Here is an 18,003-nt window from a genome sequence, read left to right as displayed (position 1 = left end):
GCGGGAAAGAAGGGTTTTAGGAGAGGATATCCTTCACCAAATGCCCATGGACATCGGTCAAGCGGAATTGCCGCCCTTGAAAGCGGTATGTCAGTTGCTCATGATCGACCCCCATGAGGTGCAAAAGGGTGGCGTGCAAGTCGTGCACATGAACCGGATTCTCAGTGATGTTGTAGGAATAATCATCGGTGGCCCCGTAGGTCATGCCCGGCTTGATCCCTCCCCCAGCGGCAAAGATGGAGAAGCAACGGGGGTGGTGATCGCGACCATAATTGTCGCGCTTCAGGGTGCCCTGGCAGTAGGCGGTGCGCCCGAATTCGCCTCCCCACACCACGAGGGTATCATCAAGAAGCCCCCTCATCTTGAGGTCTTTGATGAGAGCCGCGGTGGGTTGATCAGTGTCTTCACATTGACCCGGCAGTTGCTTGGGCAAAGTGAAATGCTGGTCCCAGCCCATGTGGAAAAGTTGCACAAAACGCACGTCGCGCTCGGCCAGACGCCGGGCCATGAGGCAATTGTAAGCATAGGTGCCTCTCTTGCGCACGTTGGGCCCATACATTTGCAGCACGCTCTCCGGCTCGTTGCTGAAATCAGTCAGCTCCGGCACGGAGGTTTGCATGCGATAGGCCAATTCATATTGCTTAATGCGGGTGGCGATCTCGGGATCGGCGAATTCCTGCAGCTTCTTCTCATTGAGCGCAGCCAAGTCATCCAACATGCGGCGGCGGGATTGGGGCGAGAATCCTTTCGGATTGGAGAGATACAAGACCGGGTCGCCCGTGCTCATGAACTTCACCCCGGCATGCTGGGTGGGCAGGAAGCCCGAGCCCCACAGGCGATCGTAGAGCGGCTGGCAATTGGGCCGACCCGTGCCCCGCGAGACCATGGCCACGAAATCGGGCAGATCCTTGTTGGCCGAACCGAGACCATAAGACATCCACGAACCCATGCTGGGGCGACCAGGAATCTGCGACCCGGTCTGGAAAAAGGTGATCGCGGGATCGTGGTTAATGGCCTCCGTATACATGGAACGGATGATGCAAATATCGTCGGCCACCCCGGAGATGTGCGGCAGCAATTCGGAGATCTCCGCCCCCGATTGCCCATGCCGGGAAAATTTGTATTTGGAAGCGGCGAGTGGAAAGCTCTTCTGCCCGGCAGTCATCCCGGTGACCCGCTGATTCATCTCGACGTGATCCGCGAGTTCCTGACCAAAATACTGGTCCAGCTTGGGCTTGTAGTCGAAAAGCTCTTGCTGGGAGGGAGCGCCACTCTGGAAGAGATAAATCATGCGCTTGGCCTTAGGGGCGACGGTGGGAAAGCGGTGCGCGACCGCCGGGTTCCCGGCCCCCAGCAAATCTGGTCCGAGCAAATTGGCCAGAGCGGCCACCCCGATGCCCTTGGCCGACTTTCCAAAAAAGTGGCGGCGATTCAGCATCAACTTGGATTCGAGAAATGGATCGGTCATAGGTCGCTAGGGGTCTTTCTACACTTATCAATAGCCCTCCCGGGCCGCATTTAACGGTCAATTTCACTTTTTCTGTGGAAAAGGCCCCGCTCGGAGAACTCCCGGGCGGAAAAAAGGGGGTGATAGGACAGAAATGGGCTTTTGCCCCTTCTCCGGATTTCGTTAGGCTCTGCCCGTGGGCAATACTTTCGGCACCCTTTTTAGAATTACGACATTTGGCGAATCCCATGGTGGCGGAGTGGGCGTCATCATCGACGGATGCCCTCCCGGCATCGCACTCTCGCAGGAAATGATTCAGCATGAACTCGATCGACGCCGCCCGGGTCAATCCGAGATCGTCACTCCCCGCAACGAGGCGGACGCCTGCGAGATCCTCTCCGGCATCCACGAGGGCTACTCGCTGGGCACCCCCATCTCCATCCACGTCCGCAACAAGGACGCCCGCCCCTCGTCCTATGATGAAATGGCGGTCAAGTATCGCCCTTCCCACGCCGACTTCACCTACGACGCCAAGTTTGGCCGTCGCAATCCCAATGGCGGCGGGCGCTCCTCCGCTCGCGAGACCATTGGCCGGGTGGCGGCAGCAGCGGTGGCGAAGGAGGTGCTCAAGGAACTGGCCCCGGGGCTTGAAACCCTCGCTTGGGTGGCCCGCATCAAGGATTTGGAGGCGAAAGTGGACGCCAACACAGTGACGGCGGAAGCCATCGAGTCCAACATCGTGCGCACCGGCGATCTTTCCAAAGTGGACGAGATGATCGCCCTCATCAAGGCCACCCGCGCGGAAGGCAATTCCATTGGCGGAGTGGTGGAAGCCGTTATTCGCAACTGTCCGGTGGGCTTGGGCGCTCCCGTCTTTGACCGCATGGAGGCCGATTTGGCCAAGGCCATGCTCTCTCTGCCCGCGACCAAGGGCTTCGAAGTCGGCTCTGGATTTGCCGGCACTTACCTCACCGGGCGCGAGCACAACGACCCCTTTTACATGGAGGGCGAGCGCGTGCGCACCCGCAGCAACAATTCCGGTGGAGTGCAAGGCGGCATCACCAACGGCGAAAACATCGTCTTCCGCACGGCCTTCAAGCCCGTTGCCACCATCATGACCTCTCAGGAGACCGTTTCCTCGGCCAAAGAAGAGACCGAACTGAAAGGCAAGGGGCGCCACGACCCCTGCGTCCTCCCCCGCGCGGTGCCAATGGTGGAAGCCATGGCCAATCTCGTGGTCCTCGACCATCTCCTGCGCCAACGGGCCCAATGCGGCTAAGGCCAACCGACCTTACGTTTTTTCCATTTCGCTTGCCAGAAAACGAGCTAGCTTCACGCCATGGATTTTCTTGATCAGCTTCCTTTCGACCAAACGGCCCTGACGATTGGGATGGTGGCCGTGGTGGTGCTTTTTATGGTGATTTCCATCATTAAAGGCATCCTTCGCACCCTTTTCTCCCTCCTCGGGCTCGCCGTGGCAGTGGTCGCCTTCTTTTTCGGCTACCAGCAATCGCCTCCCCACATCGAGAAACTCGTCCCGGAGGCCGTGGGCTGGATGCCGTTGGTCGCCGGTGGGGTCTGCGCAGTGCTCGCAATGATGGTTTTCCAGTTTGTTCTGGGCATTTTTTCCGGCAAAGGTGGCGATGGCGAGGAGCGCAAGAGTGGCGGCCTTCTCTCCGCGCTCTTCGGGCTGGTCATTGGGGCTCTCGCTCTCTACGGAGGCCTTTCCGCCCTGCGCTACTATGGCGGGGAAGCCGAACTCCAACATCTGCAGACCTATGTCTCCAAAGGAGCGGAAAAAGCGGAAAACCTTCCCTTCGTGATCAAGCTCAAGCAATGGGTGGACGATTCCCCCATCGCCAGCTGGCAGGAGCGCTTCGATTTCTTCAACACCGCCGAGCAGCGTGCCCGCTCGAATCTAGCCAAACTCTTCATGGTCTCCGGTGATCGTCAGGATTTGGCCAAGACCTTGCGGGAGGAAGACAACCGGGACATTCTGGAAATCCCGGAAGTGACGGCCCTGACGGTGGCCGCCGATGACTTGCGTCGCCTCTGCGAAGAGGGAGATTTCCAAAAATTCTTTGCCGATGAGCGGGTGCAAAACCTTCTCGATCGTCCCGACCTGCGGGAAAAACTTCTCAAGTTGGATCTGGAGGAGTTTTTCGCCCGGGAAAGCGAGAAGGCCAAGTGATCAGCGTTTGCGGGCGCGGGCCGCGAGCTTGTCCTCCACTTCCCGCCGCACCCGATCGAAGACTGCCATCGCGCCTTTGCCATTCTCCAGCGCACCCACCGGCACGCCCCGGGCGCTGGCCCGCAGGAATAAATCGTCGCGCGGAATGGTGGTGCGGAAGAGAAGCTCGGGCGGAAGAATCTCCTTCACGCCCCGAGCGGCCTCACGACTCTCGGCCAGCCGGGGTTGCATCATGGTCAAAAGGATGCCCAAAACCGTGAGCCGGGGATTTTTTTCCCGCATGCGGGCCAACAAGGAGAGCAACTTGGGCACGGAGCGAATGCCCAGGGGCTCGGCTTGCTGGGGGACGATGACTGCGGTGGAGGCAGTCAAAATCTCCGCCGTGACTCCGAAAAGCCCGGCTGCGGTATCGATGAGGCAGAGTTCGTAGCCCCCCGCCTTCACGGTGCGGAGAAACTCCTTCATCCGCAAGGGCACCTCGCCCTCCGCCCCCGCGCCCTGCTCATAATCACTGGACTGCCCGGCGGCCATAAGGGAAAAGGTCGGGAGCCGGGTCGGCACCACCAGCTGCCCCAGAGGCAAGGAAGGATCCGCCATGAAATCGTAGAATCCGGGCAAATCCCCCGCCTTCTTGGCCAACGACAAGCCCACCGAGCCCTGGGGATCGGCATCCACCAGCAAGGTGCGCCGCCCGGCCCGGGCAAAGGCATGGGCCAGATTGACACTGAGGGTGGTCTTGCCCACTCCTCCTTTTTGACTCGAAACCGCTATCGTGATCACTTGGTCGGCGAACTCTCAACCAAGTCGCCCACGGGAGAAAGCCTTTTCTCATTCGGGGCACTAGCCGTTGACACCTGCAGGCGAAATTGGCATCACCTCCCCCTGCCATGTCTCGACTTCTTTCCCTCATTTGTTTGCTCCCCCTGCTGCTGACCTCCTGTCGCGACAAAACCCCCGCTCCCTCGTCAGAGAGCAAGAAGGAGGAAAGCTTCTTCTCCACCCCCGTCGAGACGGTGGACCAGCTCAAGCAAAACCGCCTCGCCGAAGAGCCCACCGTTTTTCTGCGGAGCCAGGCCGAATCAGCCATCCACTGGCAAGCCTGGACCCCCGAAGTCCTCTCCATCGCGGAGAAGTCCCAGCGCCTCATTTTCCTCTGCCTGGGCAGTGGCAATCATCGCGAATCCGCGCAATTCGTAGAGCACTTGGCCACCGATCATGCCGGGACCCTCAACGAGGAATTTGTCCCCGTCTTGGCCGACACGGCCGTCGATCCAGCCCTGGCTCTCATGAGTCACCAGCTGAGCAGCGAAATCGGCAAACCCATCTCCTTTCCCTTCCTGCTGTGGCTGAGCCACGAGGGCAATCCCGTGGGTTGGGCTCCGCTGGACAACCAGAGCCTGGAGAGCCAGTTGACCGGATTTCGCCGGGCCGCCGAGGTCGTGCAAGCCGTGCAGGAAAAATCAAAGCGCTACGTCATCGAGAATAGCCGCCGGGACAACGCCCAGCGCCTCGAGCGCATCCAGAAGGTCTATCAGGACAGTTTCGCGGAAGAAGAAAACGAAATGAGCCGGGGAATGCTCTTTCTCACCATGCAGGCGCTCACCGATCTGCATGACCCGCTCAGCCACACCTTCGACAATACCGGAGGGATTCCCCCCGGCAACCTGCTCACCACCCTCGGTCGCCTCACCGACCACCCCGCCTGCCCGCAGCGGCTGCGGGAAAAGACGAAAGAAGCCTTGGTCGATGCCAGCATCCACCTTGTCACCTCGGCGGTGCGCGATCCCCTCGATGGCACTTTTTTTGCCCGCCGGGGCAGCCACTCCTTCGCGGTTCCGGTGCTGAGCAAAGAACCCGAGACGCAGGCTGAAATGCTCTCCGCCCTCGCCAGCGTGCCGCCCCACCTGGAAGGCGAACGCGCCCTGCGGCAGCTCTTGGCCAGCGAAGAAGCAAGTCCCCTCACCACCCGCCATGTCAAGCTGAAGAAGGACGGCCAGTTGGGTTACTTTTGGAATGTCAGCGATCTGCAGGAATTCTTGTCTGAAAGTGAAATGAAAGTGGCTGAGAGCGCCTTTGAGCTGCGCTCTCTAGGCAATGTGCCCAAAGGAGACGATCCCGAGGGCCGTTTCTTCCGTCTCAATTCTCTGGGACTGAAAAGAACCGACTCCGAACTCGCGGAAGCCACCGGCTATTCTATCACCGAAGCGGAAGAAATTCTCGCCCGCTTGCAAGAGAAACTCCTCGCGAAACGGCAGGAACGGCTGGCGGAGCACGAAGCCTTGTTTGTCGAGGATCGGGTGGGATTGGCCAGCTTGGCCCGTCAATTGACCGCCCTCACCCGGGCCCATCAGGTCGCTCCGGAGGCCGCCCCTCTCGCTCTCATTGAGAAGGTCGGCCAGACGATCACCAGCCAGTATCTCCATAGTGGGGACCAGCTCTGGCGCTTTCCTCACAAAGACAACCTGCGGGCCATCCCGGGCTCCGCCTTTGACTACGCGGTCACCTTGGAGGCCCTCCTGGCCTGGCACCGCCTGACTTGGGAAGAGGAGCTCCTCCTCACTTGCCAAAAGTTGGCCCACACTCTCGTGAGTCAGTTCAGCGACCGGAACCATTTCCTCACCGAGCAGACAAAAGAATCTCCCCTGCACGTATTCCCGGTCTATGGCAATCAGATGATCTTCGGCCCCTCCACCTGGGGAACGAGCTATGGAGCCTTGACCCACCTGCAAAATCTCGCCCTCGCCCCCGAGGGAACCTCCGAGATGCTGGCGGCCATCACCCCGATCTTGCAGGCCTCCCTGCAACGCTTTCCGGTCATTCACACCGACTTCCTCCATGCTGCGGTCAGCCATTTGGAAAACCGCGTGCTCATCCTTTCTCCCACTCTGGAGCCGTCGGCGATGGCCGAATTGCGCGGTCAGCTGGCTACGGCCGAGTTCGATGCCGTGCGGGCCCTGCCCGCCCCCAAGTCTTGGCCTGGCCTGCCCCAGCCGGAGGGAAAGGCGGCCATCCTCCTCGCCGGGGGAGAAGTGGTGGCGGAATTTGCCTCGCCGGAGGAAATCCTGCCCGCGCTCCGCCAGGACCTCGCCGAACGCTGAGATCGGCAGGGTCGAAAATTGACAGACCGGAACCCACTTTCCAAGGTGTCCTCATGAATTTCCGCCGCATTCTCCCGCTGGCCTTGCCACTGGCCATTCTCTCTTGTGCCGCGCCCAGTGCCCTCGGCCCCGATGGCTCGGTGCAGATTCGCCAATCTTCCCCCAGTCTGGTCACAGAAGGCGCCACCGCCTTCCGCACCCTAAAGAACCAGAACCGACTCTCCACCAATGATGCTTATCGGGACCAAGTCAATCGAGTAGCGGCCCGGCTCACCCGGGTCATCGACCTGCCCGGCGCGCAGTGGGAATTTGTCGTTTTTGAAGACGCGACTCCCAACGCCTTCGCCTTGCCGGGCGGAAAAGTGGGCATCAATAGCGGACTCTTTCAAATCACCCGCAACGACGCGGGTCTGGCTACCGTCCTCGCGCATGAGATTGCTCACGTGACCTCCAATCATGCCGATGCCCGCATCCGCAACCAAAGCACCATCGGCCTGGGAGCCGCCGTGCTGGGCAGCGTGCTGGGGGGAGAGAATGCCAATTCCGCCACCGAGCTCCTGAGCAGCGCGGGCAACATCGCCTTCGGCCTCACCTTTTCGCGTTCGCAGGAACTGGAGGCCGATCGCATCGGCACCATCTTCATGGCCCGGGCGGGATACGACCCGGCGGAAGCCATCGCGATGTGGCAGCGTTTTGCCTACTACAACAACGCCCGGGGGAGTCAGGGCGCGGAATTTCTGCGCACTCATCCCTTGAACGAGACCCGCATCTCCGCGCTGCGCGAGTTCCTTCCCATTGCCCGTCGCGAGTATCGCCCTTGACCGAGCCCATGCCACTTCTTGCCATCGAATCCTCTTGCGACGAAACGGCGGTCGCCATCTATGGCCGCGCCGCTGGCTCTCCTCCCGGATTACTCGCTTCGGTCATTTCCTCGCAAATCGAACTCCACAAAGACCTCGGTGGGGTCGTGCCCGAGCTGGCCTCTCGCAATCACACCCTGCGCATCCAGCCTTTGGTGCGGGATTGCCTGGCCCAGGCCGGGCTCACCCTCGACCAGCTCTCCGCCTTCGCGGCGACTGGCGGTCCCGGTCTCGCTTCTTCGCTAGCGGTGGGGCATTCTTTTGCCAAAGGACTGGCGCTGGCCACGCGGAAGCCGTTTCTTTCGGTCAACCACATGGAGGGCCATCTCCTCAGCCCCTTCGTGGGCGAAGAAGACATCCCGCCCCACCTCGCGCTCGTGGTTTCCGGCGGGCACACCCTGCTCATCGAAGTCACGACCGTGGGAAGCTACCACCTTCTCGGCCAGACCCTCGACGACGCCGCTGGCGAGGCTTTTGACAAGGTCGCCAAAATGCTCGATCTCCCCTATCCCGGCGGACCGGAAATTGAGAAGCGGGCCCGGGAAGGCAATGCCGATGCCTTCGACTTTCCCCGCTCCCTCTTGCAGGAGGACCACCTCGATTTCTCCTTCTCGGGACTGAAGACCGCTGTGCTCTACACCCTGCAAAAGCTGCCCTCCCCGCGCGACCACCTCGCCGACCTCTGCGCCTCCTTCCAGGCCGCCGTTTTCGAGGTTCTCATCGCCAAGACCCTACGGGCCGCCCGCCTGAGGGGGCAGACGCTGGTCACCCTCTCCGGCGGCGTTTCCTGCAATGCCACCTTGCGCGAGCAACTGGCGGCCACCTGTCACGCTGCCGGGCTGACATTTCGCGCCTGTTCGCCCAGCCTCTCCACCGACAATGCGGGCATGATTGCCTTTGCCGCCCATCACCGCCTGCGGGCCGGGCAGACCTCATCGCTCACCACTGACATCGACCCCAATCTCAAACTGGCCTAGCAGCCCTCACAACCACCAACCATCCCGACTCGTGCGTTATCCCGCTCTCATCTTCGATTTCGACGGCACCCTGGCCGACACTCTCGCCGCTGCCGTGCGGGTCTACAACGACCTGGCCCAAACCTATTCCTTGCGGCCGGTCTCCATGGAAGAGATTCCCAGCCTGCAGGATTTTGAGCTCAAGGAACTGCTCAAACATCTCGGTGTCTCCAAGATGCGCGTCCCTTCGCTCTTGGCCCGGGGGCGCAAAGCCTTGCGGGCAGACATCACCACTCTTTCCCTCAACGAAGGAATGGCCGAACTGCTCCCCCAACTCCGCGAGCATTGCACCTGTTTCGGCATCCTCACTTCAAACTCCACCGAAAATGTGGAAGCGTTTCTGGAAGCAAAAGGCTTGCGCGAACTTTTCACCTTCATTTCCAGCACCTCCAAGCTCTCGGGCAAACACAAGCATCTGCGGGCCATCGAAAAAACCTTTTCCCTGGAGCGCTCACAAATGCTCTACATCGGAGACGAAACCCGTGATGTGCGGGCCTCCCACCGTGCGGGAGTGGATGTCGCCGCCGCCACCTGGGGTTTCAACTCCCCCGATGCCCTTCATCGGCAGAACCCCAACTACATGCTGAAGCGCCCCGCTGACCTCCTCGAGGTCTGCCAATTGCGCTAGGCAGCGGTAGTCGGTGCCGAGCCGACCCTCATTCCACGGGCAAGGCCTTGAGAACCGGTCTTCCGGTTTTCATCTGGGAGAAGTCGGCATTGAGCCACTTTTGCCGCCCCTGATTATTGGTCGCGACGTTTCCTTCCTCCTTTTCCAAAAGGACCTCTTTGCCCACCACAAGACCGGCCTCCCCATTCTTCTCGATGGTGTTGCCGGTCACCTGCAAGCGGCTGCCCCCGTCGCGGGCCACCACCCCGCCCAGCGTGTTATCGGCAATGAGGTTCCCGCTAATGACGGCTACCGCCCCTTTGCTGAGCATCACTCCGACTTCGCGATTGCGCTCCACTGTCGAGCTCTCCACCTGCGAGCTTTCACCTGTGGCGGTGAGAAAGATGCCGGTGAGACCATTGTCCTGAAAGCGGGATCGAGCCACCCGGGCGTGAGCACCGTCCCAGACATCGAGCCCGTGCTGGAGATTGGCCAGCGCGCGCACCTCCTCCAAGGTGACCTGGCTGCCTTTCCCAGTGACCGCGATCCCATCCCAGCCACAGGCCTTGACCTCGCAAGCAAGAAGAGTGGCCCGACCGCCCCCGGTGACCGCGAGGCCGTGTCCGGCCCCATACTCAATCACACAATTCTCCAGCTCGGCCTGGGCCTCCTGCAGCAAAACGACTGGATAACGTTCGCTGGCATCCGTAAAGCCAGAATGGCGCAGGGTGAGGTGGCTCAGTCGCACCGCCGGTCCCTCGCCCGCAATAACGAGCACACTGCCAGCGTCGGCCGGGACCTCAAGCACGGTCTTGCCCTCGCCCTGTCCCTCCAAGATGATTCCAGCCGGCACCAATACCGACTCCTGAAAGACCCCTTCTCCGAGTAGGACCTTGTCCCCCGGCCGGACCTGAGCCAGCGCATCCGCAAGAGTTTCCGCCTCCTCCGGGACTTCGATGGTCTGCACATAGCCCGACATTTTCTCGTAGAGTTCGCCCGCTGCCTCAGAGGGAGCCAGCCGCTGGGCTTCGCGCAAGAGCTCCAGGGCTTCGGCCGAATACTCGCCATCGTCCAGCGAACGAGCCCGCCCATAGAGGGCCTGCGCCACGTTCTTCAGATTACGAAGAATCAATTCCGCCTCCCGGGCTTTCTCCTGCAAGTCGGCGAGTCTCTCGTGCTCCGGAGCAAGCACGGCGAGTTCCTCGCTGTCATGAATGACCTTCTGCCAATTTTCTTCCCGGTGAGCTTGCTCAATGCCCTCCACCAGCTGCCGAATCTCTTCCCGTCGGCGCTCGGCTCGCAAGTCGCTTTCCAACTGCGGGCCCCGCTCGTCTTCCGGAGCGAGGTCACGAGCAGCGGCGAGGGCTTCTTCCGCCTCTCCCCAAGCCTGAATCTCGATCTTCTCCTTCACCTTGCCAAAGGCGAAGTTGATTTCCATACGCCGCTCTTCCTCGCGGCCCTCTTCAATTTGTCGCCGACCCTGAGGCACGGCCGGGTTCTCGGAATCCAAGCCCTCAACCCGGGCGAAAAGACCTTCCGCTTCCTCCCAATTGCGGTCCGCGACCGCGCTGGCCGCCTGCCCCAGCAAGGCCTCGACCTGCGCTTGCAACCGCTCTTGTTCCACCACCATGCGATAGGCCGAGTAACCTCCTCCCCCGAGCAGGAGAAGCAGAAGCAGACCCACCACCACAGGCCAAATCCGCTTTTTCCGGGGGGCATAGAGGACGTGCAAGGCTTCCTCAAAGCGAACCAGCTCGACCTCATATTGAATGCGCTTGTCGGGAGTGGTCGCTTCATCCCGCAGGCGGCGCAAATGAGCCCGGACTTCCTCCAAGGCAGCCCGCGAACGAGTCAAATCGTCCTTGGCGGTGAGTCCGAGAATGGTGAGGGCTTCCTCACGCGAGAGTTCGCTGGTTGCTGTCATGGGGGAAAAAGGGCTCCAGAGCTTCAGCCTTGGAAATTCTGCACAATGGGCATGCGACGACCCACTCCGAAAGCTTTCGAAGTGACCCGCAATCCCGGAGCCGCTTGATGGCGTTTCCATTCATTGAGGTCAACTCTCCTCTGCACCCAGCGCACAATGGTCTCGTCGTGACCATGACACTCGATGATGTCGGAAGCACTCATTTGCTGTTCAACGTAAAGTTCAAGGATAGCGTCAAGCTCCTCATACGGCGGCAGGGAGTCCTGATCCTTCTGATCCGGGGCCAACTCCGCACTGGGCGGCTTGTCGATCGTGTTCCAGGGAATGATTTCGCGGTCGCGATTGATCCACCGGGCCAGCTCGTAAACCCGGGTCTTGGGCAAGTCGGAGATGGCCGCCAAGCCGCCGCACATGTCGCCATACATGGTGCAGTAGCCCACCGCGAGCTCGCTCTTGTTGCCAGTGGTCAGCAGCAAGGCCCCCGTCTTGTTGGAAAGCGACATCAAAAAGAGCCCCCGGATGCGGGCTTGCATGTTTTCCTCGGTGACATCCTCGGGAGCCCCACCAAAGACGGGCTGCAAGGCTTCCTTCACCTGCGCAAAAACCTCGCCAATAGGCACTTCCTCGCAACGCATGCCCAGATTGCGGGCCAGCGCTTCGGAATCACTCACACTACCCGCCGAGCTGAAGGCGCTGGGCATGGTCAGCCCCCGCACATTCTCCGCCCCCAGGGCCGCCACCGCTAATGCTGCGGTCAAGGCGGAGTCAATTCCCCCGCTGAGGCCCAGACACACTTTTTCAAAACCGCATTTGGTCACGTAATCGCGCAGCCCGAGAACGAGGGCTTCATAGAGCTGTTCGTTTTCATCCAATTCGGGCCAGATCACCCCTTCTCCCGTCACTCCGACATCGACCACGGCCACCTCTTCTCGAAATCCTGCCAAGCTCGCTATCACTCCGCCCCGGCCGTCCACCACCGCCGAGTGCCCGTCGAAGATGAGCTGGTCCTGCCCACCGACCGCATTGCAATACACCAGCGGCAGCCCCTTGCGCTTGGCCACCGAAGCAAAGAGGTCGCGCCGCGCCACAGGCTTGTTGAGGGCGAAGGGCGAGGCACTGAGATTGACGATGACATCCGCCCCCGCTTCCTCCAGCTCATGCACCGGATCGCGCTCATAGAGCGGACGGTAGAGGAAATCCTCCGTCCAGATATCTTCGCAAATGGTGACTCCGATTCTTTTTCCCTGAAACATCACGGTCCGGCATTCCTCACCCGGCTCGAAATAGCGCCATTCGTCGAACACATCATAGGTTGGCAGCAAGGTCTTCCAGATGCGCTCGCGGACTTGTCCCTTCTCCAGCCAGGCCACCGCATTGCGAAAGGCGCGTCCAGGGCTTTTGCCCGAGCGATCAACGTAACCCACCAGCAGCGGCACCGCCCCCACTTCACTCTTCAAGTAATCGAGCGCTTGCAGACACTTGGGCACGAATTGACTTTTAAAAACCAGATCCCGGGGAGGATAACCCACCAGAGACATCTCGGGAGTCACCACCAGCTCGGCTCCTTTCTCCAGAGCTTCGCGGTAACCCGCCAGAATGCGTTTGGCATTTCCAGGAAAATCTCCCACCACCGCGTTGATTTGGACCAAGGCAATCTTCATAGCATCAAGTCGACCCGCAAAGGGGCAGGTCAGGGGCACGATAGCGGGTCCCGCCCGCAACGAAACCCTCTTTCGTGACTCCTGATAGGAAAAAATAGCTCGCCCCGCAAAGGCTCTTTGCTGTCACGAAGCCTCTTTCAAGTCTTGCTAGTTGTCCACCGGGGCACTAAACCCCGTCGCAATGTCTTTTGCTGATCTCGGTCTCTCCGAACCCATCCTGCGCGCTGTCACCGAAAAAGGTTACACCGAACCCACTCCTATTCAGGCGCAAGCAATTCCCATCATCTTGGAAGGACGGGATTTGACCGGAGCCTCCCAGACCGGCACCGGCAAGACCGCCGCCTTCGCCCTGCCCTCTCTTTCCCGCATCGAAAAAATGGGCAAGCCCCAGATTCTCGTTCTCGAGCCCACCCGCGAACTCGCCCACCAGGTCGCGGAGCAATTCGAAGAATACGGCAAGCACACCGGCCTGAAAGTCGCCCTTCTCTACGGCGGCGTCGGCTATGGCAAACAGGACCAGGACATGAAAGAGGCCGATATCGTGGTCGCTACCCCCGGTCGCCTCGTCGACCACTTCTACCGGGCCACCATGCGCTTTGGAGAAGTGAAAATCCTCATTCTGGATGAGGTCGACCGCATGCTCGACATGGGCTTTCTCCCCATCGTGCGCAAAATCGTCAACCTCTGCCCATGGAAGATGCCTGCCGAGGAAGCCGACGAAGAAGCGAAACGGGCGGCCGCCCCCGCCACCGATCGCCAGACCCTTTTCTTCTCGGCCACCATGCCCCCCGCCATCGAGCAATTCGCCAAATGGTGCCTCACCGACCCCGCCGAAGTTCAGATCGCCCGCCGCGAGGTCGCCTCCACCGTCTCCCACGCCTTCTACCCCGTCTCCATGGACCAGCGCGATGAACTCCTGCTGGCTCTCCTCAAGCAAACTGACTTTGCCTCCGTGATGGTCTTCACCCGCACCCGCAAGGAAGCGGACTCGGTCACCGCCATGCTCAAGGGCTCCGGCCATGACAAAGTCGCTGCCATGCACTCCGATATCAATCAGCGCGACCGAATGAAAGCCCTCGCCGGCTTCAAGGACGGCACTTACGACATCCTCGTCGCCACCGACGTGGCCGCCCGCGGCATCGACGTCTCCGGCGTGACCCACGTCATCAACTACCGCGTGCCCGAGAATGCCGAGGACTACGTGCACCGCATCGGCCGCACGGGCCGGGCCGAGAAGGAAGGCGACGCCTTCACCATCCTTACCGCCGATGAGCTGGATAGCGCGACCTCCATCGAAAATTTCATCAGCCGCAAGATCGAGCGCAAGAAGCTGGAGGACTTCAACTACATCTACACCGCTCTCCTCGACGACTCCCCTCCCAAGCCCGTGCGCAAGAAGCGCCCCGCCGCCCCCAAGCGCCGTCGCCGCTAGCCCTTCCTTGACGGTCCGCGCATGACCCTCGAAGTCGACAGCCCCCAGCCCCGCCTCGATGCCTTCCTCGCCAGCCGGCTCAAGGAGCATTCCCGCTCCCGCTTGCAGACCCTCGTCAAGGAAGGCCACATCCTCGTCAACGACCGCCGGGCCAAGCCTAAGCAGGCCCTTAATCCTGGCGATCTGATCAGCGTCACTATTCCCGAACCCGTGGCCTTGGAGCTCGTCCCCCAGGATATCCCCCTCGCCATCCTCCACGAAGACGAAGACCTCATTGTTCTCAACAAAGCCCATGGCATGGTCGTCCACCCCGCCAATGGCAATCAGGACGGCACCCTCGTCAATGCCCTCCTCCACCACTGCAACGGGCAGTTGGCCGGCATCAACGGCGTCGAGCGCCCCGGGATCGTGCATCGCCTCGACAAGGACACTTCGGGCTGCATTGTTGCCGCCAAGACTGACCGGGCCATGAAGTCCCTCCTCACCCAGTTCGCCGAGCGCGAGACCACCACCAAGATCTACTACGCGGTCACCTCCCGCCCCCCGCTCAAGGAGGCCGACACTATTTTCACCAACATCGGCCGCCATCCCGTCAATCGCCAGCAAATGGCCGTGGTCGATCCCGGCTCGGGAAAAGCGGCCATCACCGATTACGAAGTGCAGGCCCGCCATGAGGACGGGACCTGTCTGGTGAAGTGCACCCTCCACACCGGACGCACCCACCAGATCCGCGTCCATCTTAAGCACGTCGGGGCCCCCATCCTCAGCGATCCCATCTACGGCCGCAGCAGTAAAGGCCTTCCCGACCCCGGTCGCCTCATGCTCCACGCCCGCGTCCTTGCCTTCACCCACCCGGCCACGGGACAAGAACTGCGCTGCGAAGCACCCTTCCCCGCGCAATATCAACCGTGGCTGGATTCTTCCACGCGGGAAGGGTGAGCCCCGCGGAACCCTCCGGAGCCGACCGCCAAATTCATCAAAAACGCTTTTTTGCGTTTTTGACGGTAGATTTCACGAAGGCGATGCGTTTTTATGACGATCTTGGCGTGGTCCTAGCGCCCGCCAGGCTTCTCGACCATGAAAACCTTTCTTCTCCTTTTCGCCAGTCTCCTCCCGCTTCTTGCAGAGCCCGTCCTCCCTCAACCGCTGAAAAACATCTCCTATCTCGAGGACGACGACGACCCCTATCGTCAGGAGCGCTGCCAACTGGACCTCTATCTCCCCGGGAGCAAAAGCTTTCCCACCCTCATCTGGCTGCATGGCGGGGGCTTAAAAGGAGGCCGCAAAGATGGCGAGGCCGACCAAGCCATTGCCCGGGCGCTGGCCGAGGATGGCATCGCAGTCGCCATGGTGAACTACCGGCTGAGCCCCCGGGCCAAATACCCCGCCTACCTCGAGGACACCGCCGCAGCCGTGGCCTGGACGAAAAAAGAAATCGCCCGACACGGCGGAGACCCGAACCGTATCTACCTCGGCGGGCACTCGGCAGGGGGCTACCTCGCCCTCATGGTCGGGATGGATGCACGCTGGCTGCAAGCCCACCAGCTCGTCAGAAGCGATCTGGCCGGGCTCATCCCGGTCAGCGGGCAGACCATGACCCACTACACCGTGCGTGAAGAGCGCTTTGGCTCCGATGATCCTTTCTCCATCACTGCCGACGCGGCCGCCCCGGTCCACTACGCCTCCCGGAGCGGAATCCCTCCCCTCCTCGTCCTCTGGGCTGACAACGACATGCCAGCTCGCGCGGAAGAAAATGCCTATCTGGTCGCCCTGCTGAAGGGAGCGGGACAAACCGAGATTACCGGCCTGCAGATCGCGAATCGCGACCACGGCTCCATCGCCTTCGAGATCGCCAACGCCGGCGACCCTGCCCGTGCCGCCATCAACACCTTTCTCACCAAGACTCAATCCACCACCAAGTAAGACTCACTCCATGACCAACTCATCCACCACCCTCTCTCGCCGCCAAGCTCTCAAAGGTCTCGCCGCGATGGCGACAGTGACCTTCACTCCCAGCCGCCTGCTCGCCTCGGCCACCGCGCCCAGCAACCAGCTCACCCGCGCCATCATCGGCTGCGGCGGCATCAGCGCTTCTCATCTCCAGATGCCCGGCAAATTGCTCGCCCTCTGCGATGTCGACCGTCACCGCCTCGCTTCCCGGCTCAATCAGGTGAAGGAAAGCGGCAACAAAGAGGTGAAGGCCTACCAGGACTTTCGTGAAATCATCGCCCGGAAAGACATCGACATCATCCACGTGGCCACCCCTCCCCATTGGCATGCCGAGATGGCCATCGCCGCAGCGAAAGCAGGGAAAGCCGTCTGGGGGGAAAAACCCATGTCGCGCACCATCGGCGAAGGGCTCGCCATGAAAGAAGCCATCGCGAAGGCAGGCACCGCCTTCCGCCTCAATACCTGGTTCCGCTTTCGCGACGATTTTTATGGAATGGGAATCCCGGCCCGCCAAATCCGGCGCGCGGTAGCGGGCGGACTCCTCGGTGCCGGCCCCTACAAGGTCACCCTCAGTGGCGTCACCGGATTCAACTGGAAATTCAACTGGGTGGGCCGCACCGACCTCACGGAAGAAAAAGTGCCCGCCCATTTTGACTACGATTTCTGGCTCGGACCCGCTCCCTACAAGCCCTACCACCCCCACCGCACCCACGGCACTTTCCGTGGATATTGGGATTACGATGGCGGCGGCCTGGGCGACATGGGCCAACACTATCTCGACCCCGTGCAATACATTTTGGGCAAAGACGAAGAACTGCCCGTCTCGGTCGAGATTGATGCCGACCCCCAGGACGACGACGCAGTGGGAACCTGGCGCCGCATCACCTACAAATATGCCGATGGCTGCGAGATCGTCCTAGATGGCGAAAACAAGGATCAGAAAGCGGCCTTCATCGAAGGACCGGAAGGTAAAATATTCAAAGGGTTCCAATCTGATATCACTGGCTTCCAAGAGAAGGTCGAACAACTCCCCGAGCCACCAGCGCAACTCACGGATTTCCATCAAGCCATCCGCGAAAAGAAAAAATTCGCTCTCAACGAAATCAACGGCTTCCACTCCTGCACCTTGGTGAACCTTGGCAAAATCGCCCACCGCACCAATAGCAATCTCGTCTTTGATCCGGAAGCTCTGGCTATCACCAACAACGAGAAAGCCAACGCCCTCATCCACCAGCCCGACCGCGCCTGGCGGTAGGGGCCGCTGGATTATTTCCCTCCCCCGTTGACAAAAGGAGAGAAGGAAAAAAATGATCTTGCCCAGGTCTTGGTTTTTCAGTAAATACTGAAACATCGAAACTGACTGACAAAAATGAACAGGAGGAATCGACCACAAACCGGAAACCAAAATCATCTGATGAATCCACTCATTTTGACCTACAGCCTCTATCTTTGTATCGCGATTCCCCTCACCATCTGGGTGGCGCGCACTTTGCATAAAAACGGACGCGTCTTTCTTGTGAAATGTTTTCACGAGGACGAAGAGATGGCAGACAGTGTCAATCATCTCCTCGTGGTCGGGTTTTATCTTGTCAACATCGGCTTCGTGGCCCTCTACCTCAAGCTCAACCAGGCGGTCCTCAATGCCCGCGACGTCTTTGAAGCCCTCGCGGGCAAATTGGGCATCGTGCTCCTCGTTCTTGGGGCGATGCATTTCTTCAACATCTTTCTCTTCACGCGCACCCGGAAGAAGCGGATCAGCGATGAGTTCGCACCCCCTCTGCCTCCTCAGGGACACCTCTAAGGCCTAACTCCAGGAA

Annotated in this window: 15 protein-coding genes; 11 read left to right on the top strand and 4 right to left on the bottom strand. The window is 60.5% G+C overall.

Annotated features, from left to right (window positions below; translation table 11 throughout):
• Nucleotides 1–16: 16 nt before the first annotated feature.
• The gene (locus JIN78_RS01445) at nt 17–1,468 is read right to left on the bottom strand and encodes a DUF1501 domain-containing protein (protein WP_200390142.1); all 1,452 of its coding nucleotides are present in this window, start codon (nt 1,466–1,468) and stop codon (nt 17–19) included.
• Between the two features lie 175 nt (nt 1,469–1,643).
• Here JIN78_RS01445 and aroC point away from each other — a divergent pair, with 175 nt between their 5' ends.
• Complete coding sequence (gene aroC / locus JIN78_RS01440; RefSeq protein ID WP_200390141.1) at nt 1,644–2,726, top strand: chorismate synthase; 1,083 nt, start codon at nt 1,644–1,646, stop codon at nt 2,724–2,726.
• 60 nt (nt 2,727–2,786) lie between these two features.
• Nucleotides 2,787–3,638 (top strand): CvpA family protein, encoded by an 852-nt coding sequence (locus JIN78_RS01435; RefSeq protein WP_200390140.1) that lies wholly within the window; start codon nt 2,787–2,789, stop codon nt 3,636–3,638.
• On the opposite strand, the gene JIN78_RS01430 is transcribed toward JIN78_RS01435, so the two are convergent.
• Entirely contained in the window at nt 3,639–4,418 is a 780-nt protein-coding gene (locus JIN78_RS01430; RefSeq protein ID WP_200390139.1) for a ParA family protein, read from the bottom strand.
• Nucleotides 4,419–4,525: 107 nt separating this feature from the next.
• Here JIN78_RS01430 and JIN78_RS01425 point away from each other — a divergent pair, with 107 nt between their 5' ends.
• Genes JIN78_RS01425 through JIN78_RS01410 form a run of 4 tightly spaced genes read left to right on the top strand, consistent with a single transcriptional unit; the run spans nt 4,526 to nt 9,240 of the window.
• Nucleotides 4,526–6,736: a DUF255 domain-containing protein gene (locus JIN78_RS01425; protein WP_200390138.1), complete on the top strand. Its 2,211-nt coding sequence runs from the start codon at nt 4,526–4,528 to the stop codon at nt 6,734–6,736.
• Between the two features lie 53 nt (nt 6,737–6,789).
• Nucleotides 6,790–7,557, top strand: a complete 768-nt coding sequence (locus JIN78_RS01420; protein ID WP_200390137.1) for a M48 family metallopeptidase — start codon at nt 6,790–6,792, stop codon at nt 7,555–7,557.
• An 8-nt stretch (nt 7,558–7,565) separates the two neighbouring features.
• Nucleotides 7,566–8,573 carry a tRNA (adenosine(37)-N6)-threonylcarbamoyltransferase complex transferase subunit TsaD gene (tsaD, locus tag JIN78_RS01415; RefSeq protein ID WP_200390136.1) on the top strand — a complete coding sequence of 336 codons (1,008 nt, stop codon included), beginning with the start codon at nt 7,566–7,568 and terminating at the stop codon, nt 8,571–8,573.
• Nucleotides 8,574–8,604: 31 nt separating this feature from the next.
• Nucleotides 8,605–9,240: an HAD hydrolase-like protein gene (locus JIN78_RS01410; RefSeq protein ID WP_200390135.1), complete on the top strand. Its 636-nt coding sequence runs from the start codon at nt 8,605–8,607 to the stop codon at nt 9,238–9,240.
• Nucleotides 9,241–9,268: 28 nt separating this feature from the next.
• Here JIN78_RS01410 and JIN78_RS01405 read toward each other — a convergent pair whose 3' ends face one another.
• Nucleotides 9,269–11,143: a right-handed parallel beta-helix repeat-containing protein gene (locus tag JIN78_RS01405; protein WP_200390134.1), complete on the bottom strand. Its 1,875-nt coding sequence runs from the start codon at nt 11,141–11,143 to the stop codon at nt 9,269–9,271.
• A gap of 23 nt (nt 11,144–11,166) precedes the next feature.
• Entirely contained in the window at nt 11,167–12,804 is a 1,638-nt protein-coding gene (locus JIN78_RS01400; protein ID WP_200390133.1) for an NAD+ synthase, read from the bottom strand.
• Between the two features lie 181 nt (nt 12,805–12,985).
• Between JIN78_RS01400 and JIN78_RS01395 the strand changes: the two genes are divergently transcribed.
• The 5 genes from JIN78_RS01395 to JIN78_RS01375 all read left to right on the top strand — a co-directional run bounded on the left by JIN78_RS01395 (nt 12,986) and on the right by JIN78_RS01375 (nt 17,987).
• Entirely contained in the window at nt 12,986–14,236 is a 1,251-nt protein-coding gene (locus tag JIN78_RS01395) for a DEAD/DEAH box helicase (RefSeq protein WP_200390132.1), read from the top strand.
• Nucleotides 14,237–14,257: 21 nt separating this feature from the next.
• Entirely contained in the window at nt 14,258–15,175 is a 918-nt protein-coding gene (locus JIN78_RS01390; protein WP_200390131.1) for an RluA family pseudouridine synthase, read from the top strand.
• 138 nt (nt 15,176–15,313) lie between these two features.
• Nucleotides 15,314–16,159 carry an alpha/beta hydrolase gene (locus JIN78_RS01385; protein ID WP_200390130.1) on the top strand — a complete coding sequence of 282 codons (846 nt, stop codon included), beginning with the start codon at nt 15,314–15,316 and terminating at the stop codon, nt 16,157–16,159.
• A 10-nt stretch (nt 16,160–16,169) separates the two neighbouring features.
• Nucleotides 16,170–17,441 carry a Gfo/Idh/MocA family oxidoreductase gene (locus tag JIN78_RS01380; RefSeq protein WP_200390129.1) on the top strand — a complete coding sequence of 424 codons (1,272 nt, stop codon included), beginning with the start codon at nt 16,170–16,172 and terminating at the stop codon, nt 17,439–17,441.
• Nucleotides 17,442–17,600: 159 nt separating this feature from the next.
• Nucleotides 17,601–17,987, top strand: coding sequence for a hypothetical protein (locus JIN78_RS01375; RefSeq protein ID WP_200390128.1), 387 nt, complete (start codon nt 17,601–17,603; stop codon nt 17,985–17,987).
• The last annotated feature ends 16 nt before the right edge of the window (nt 17,988–18,003 follow it).

Source organism: Roseibacillus ishigakijimensis, assembly GCF_016595415.1.
Classification (GTDB): Bacteria; Verrucomicrobiota; Verrucomicrobiia; order Verrucomicrobiales; family Akkermansiaceae; genus Roseibacillus; species Roseibacillus ishigakijimensis.
Note: the sequence above shows the minus strand (reverse complement) of the source record. Positions and strands in the feature narration are given on the sequence as shown.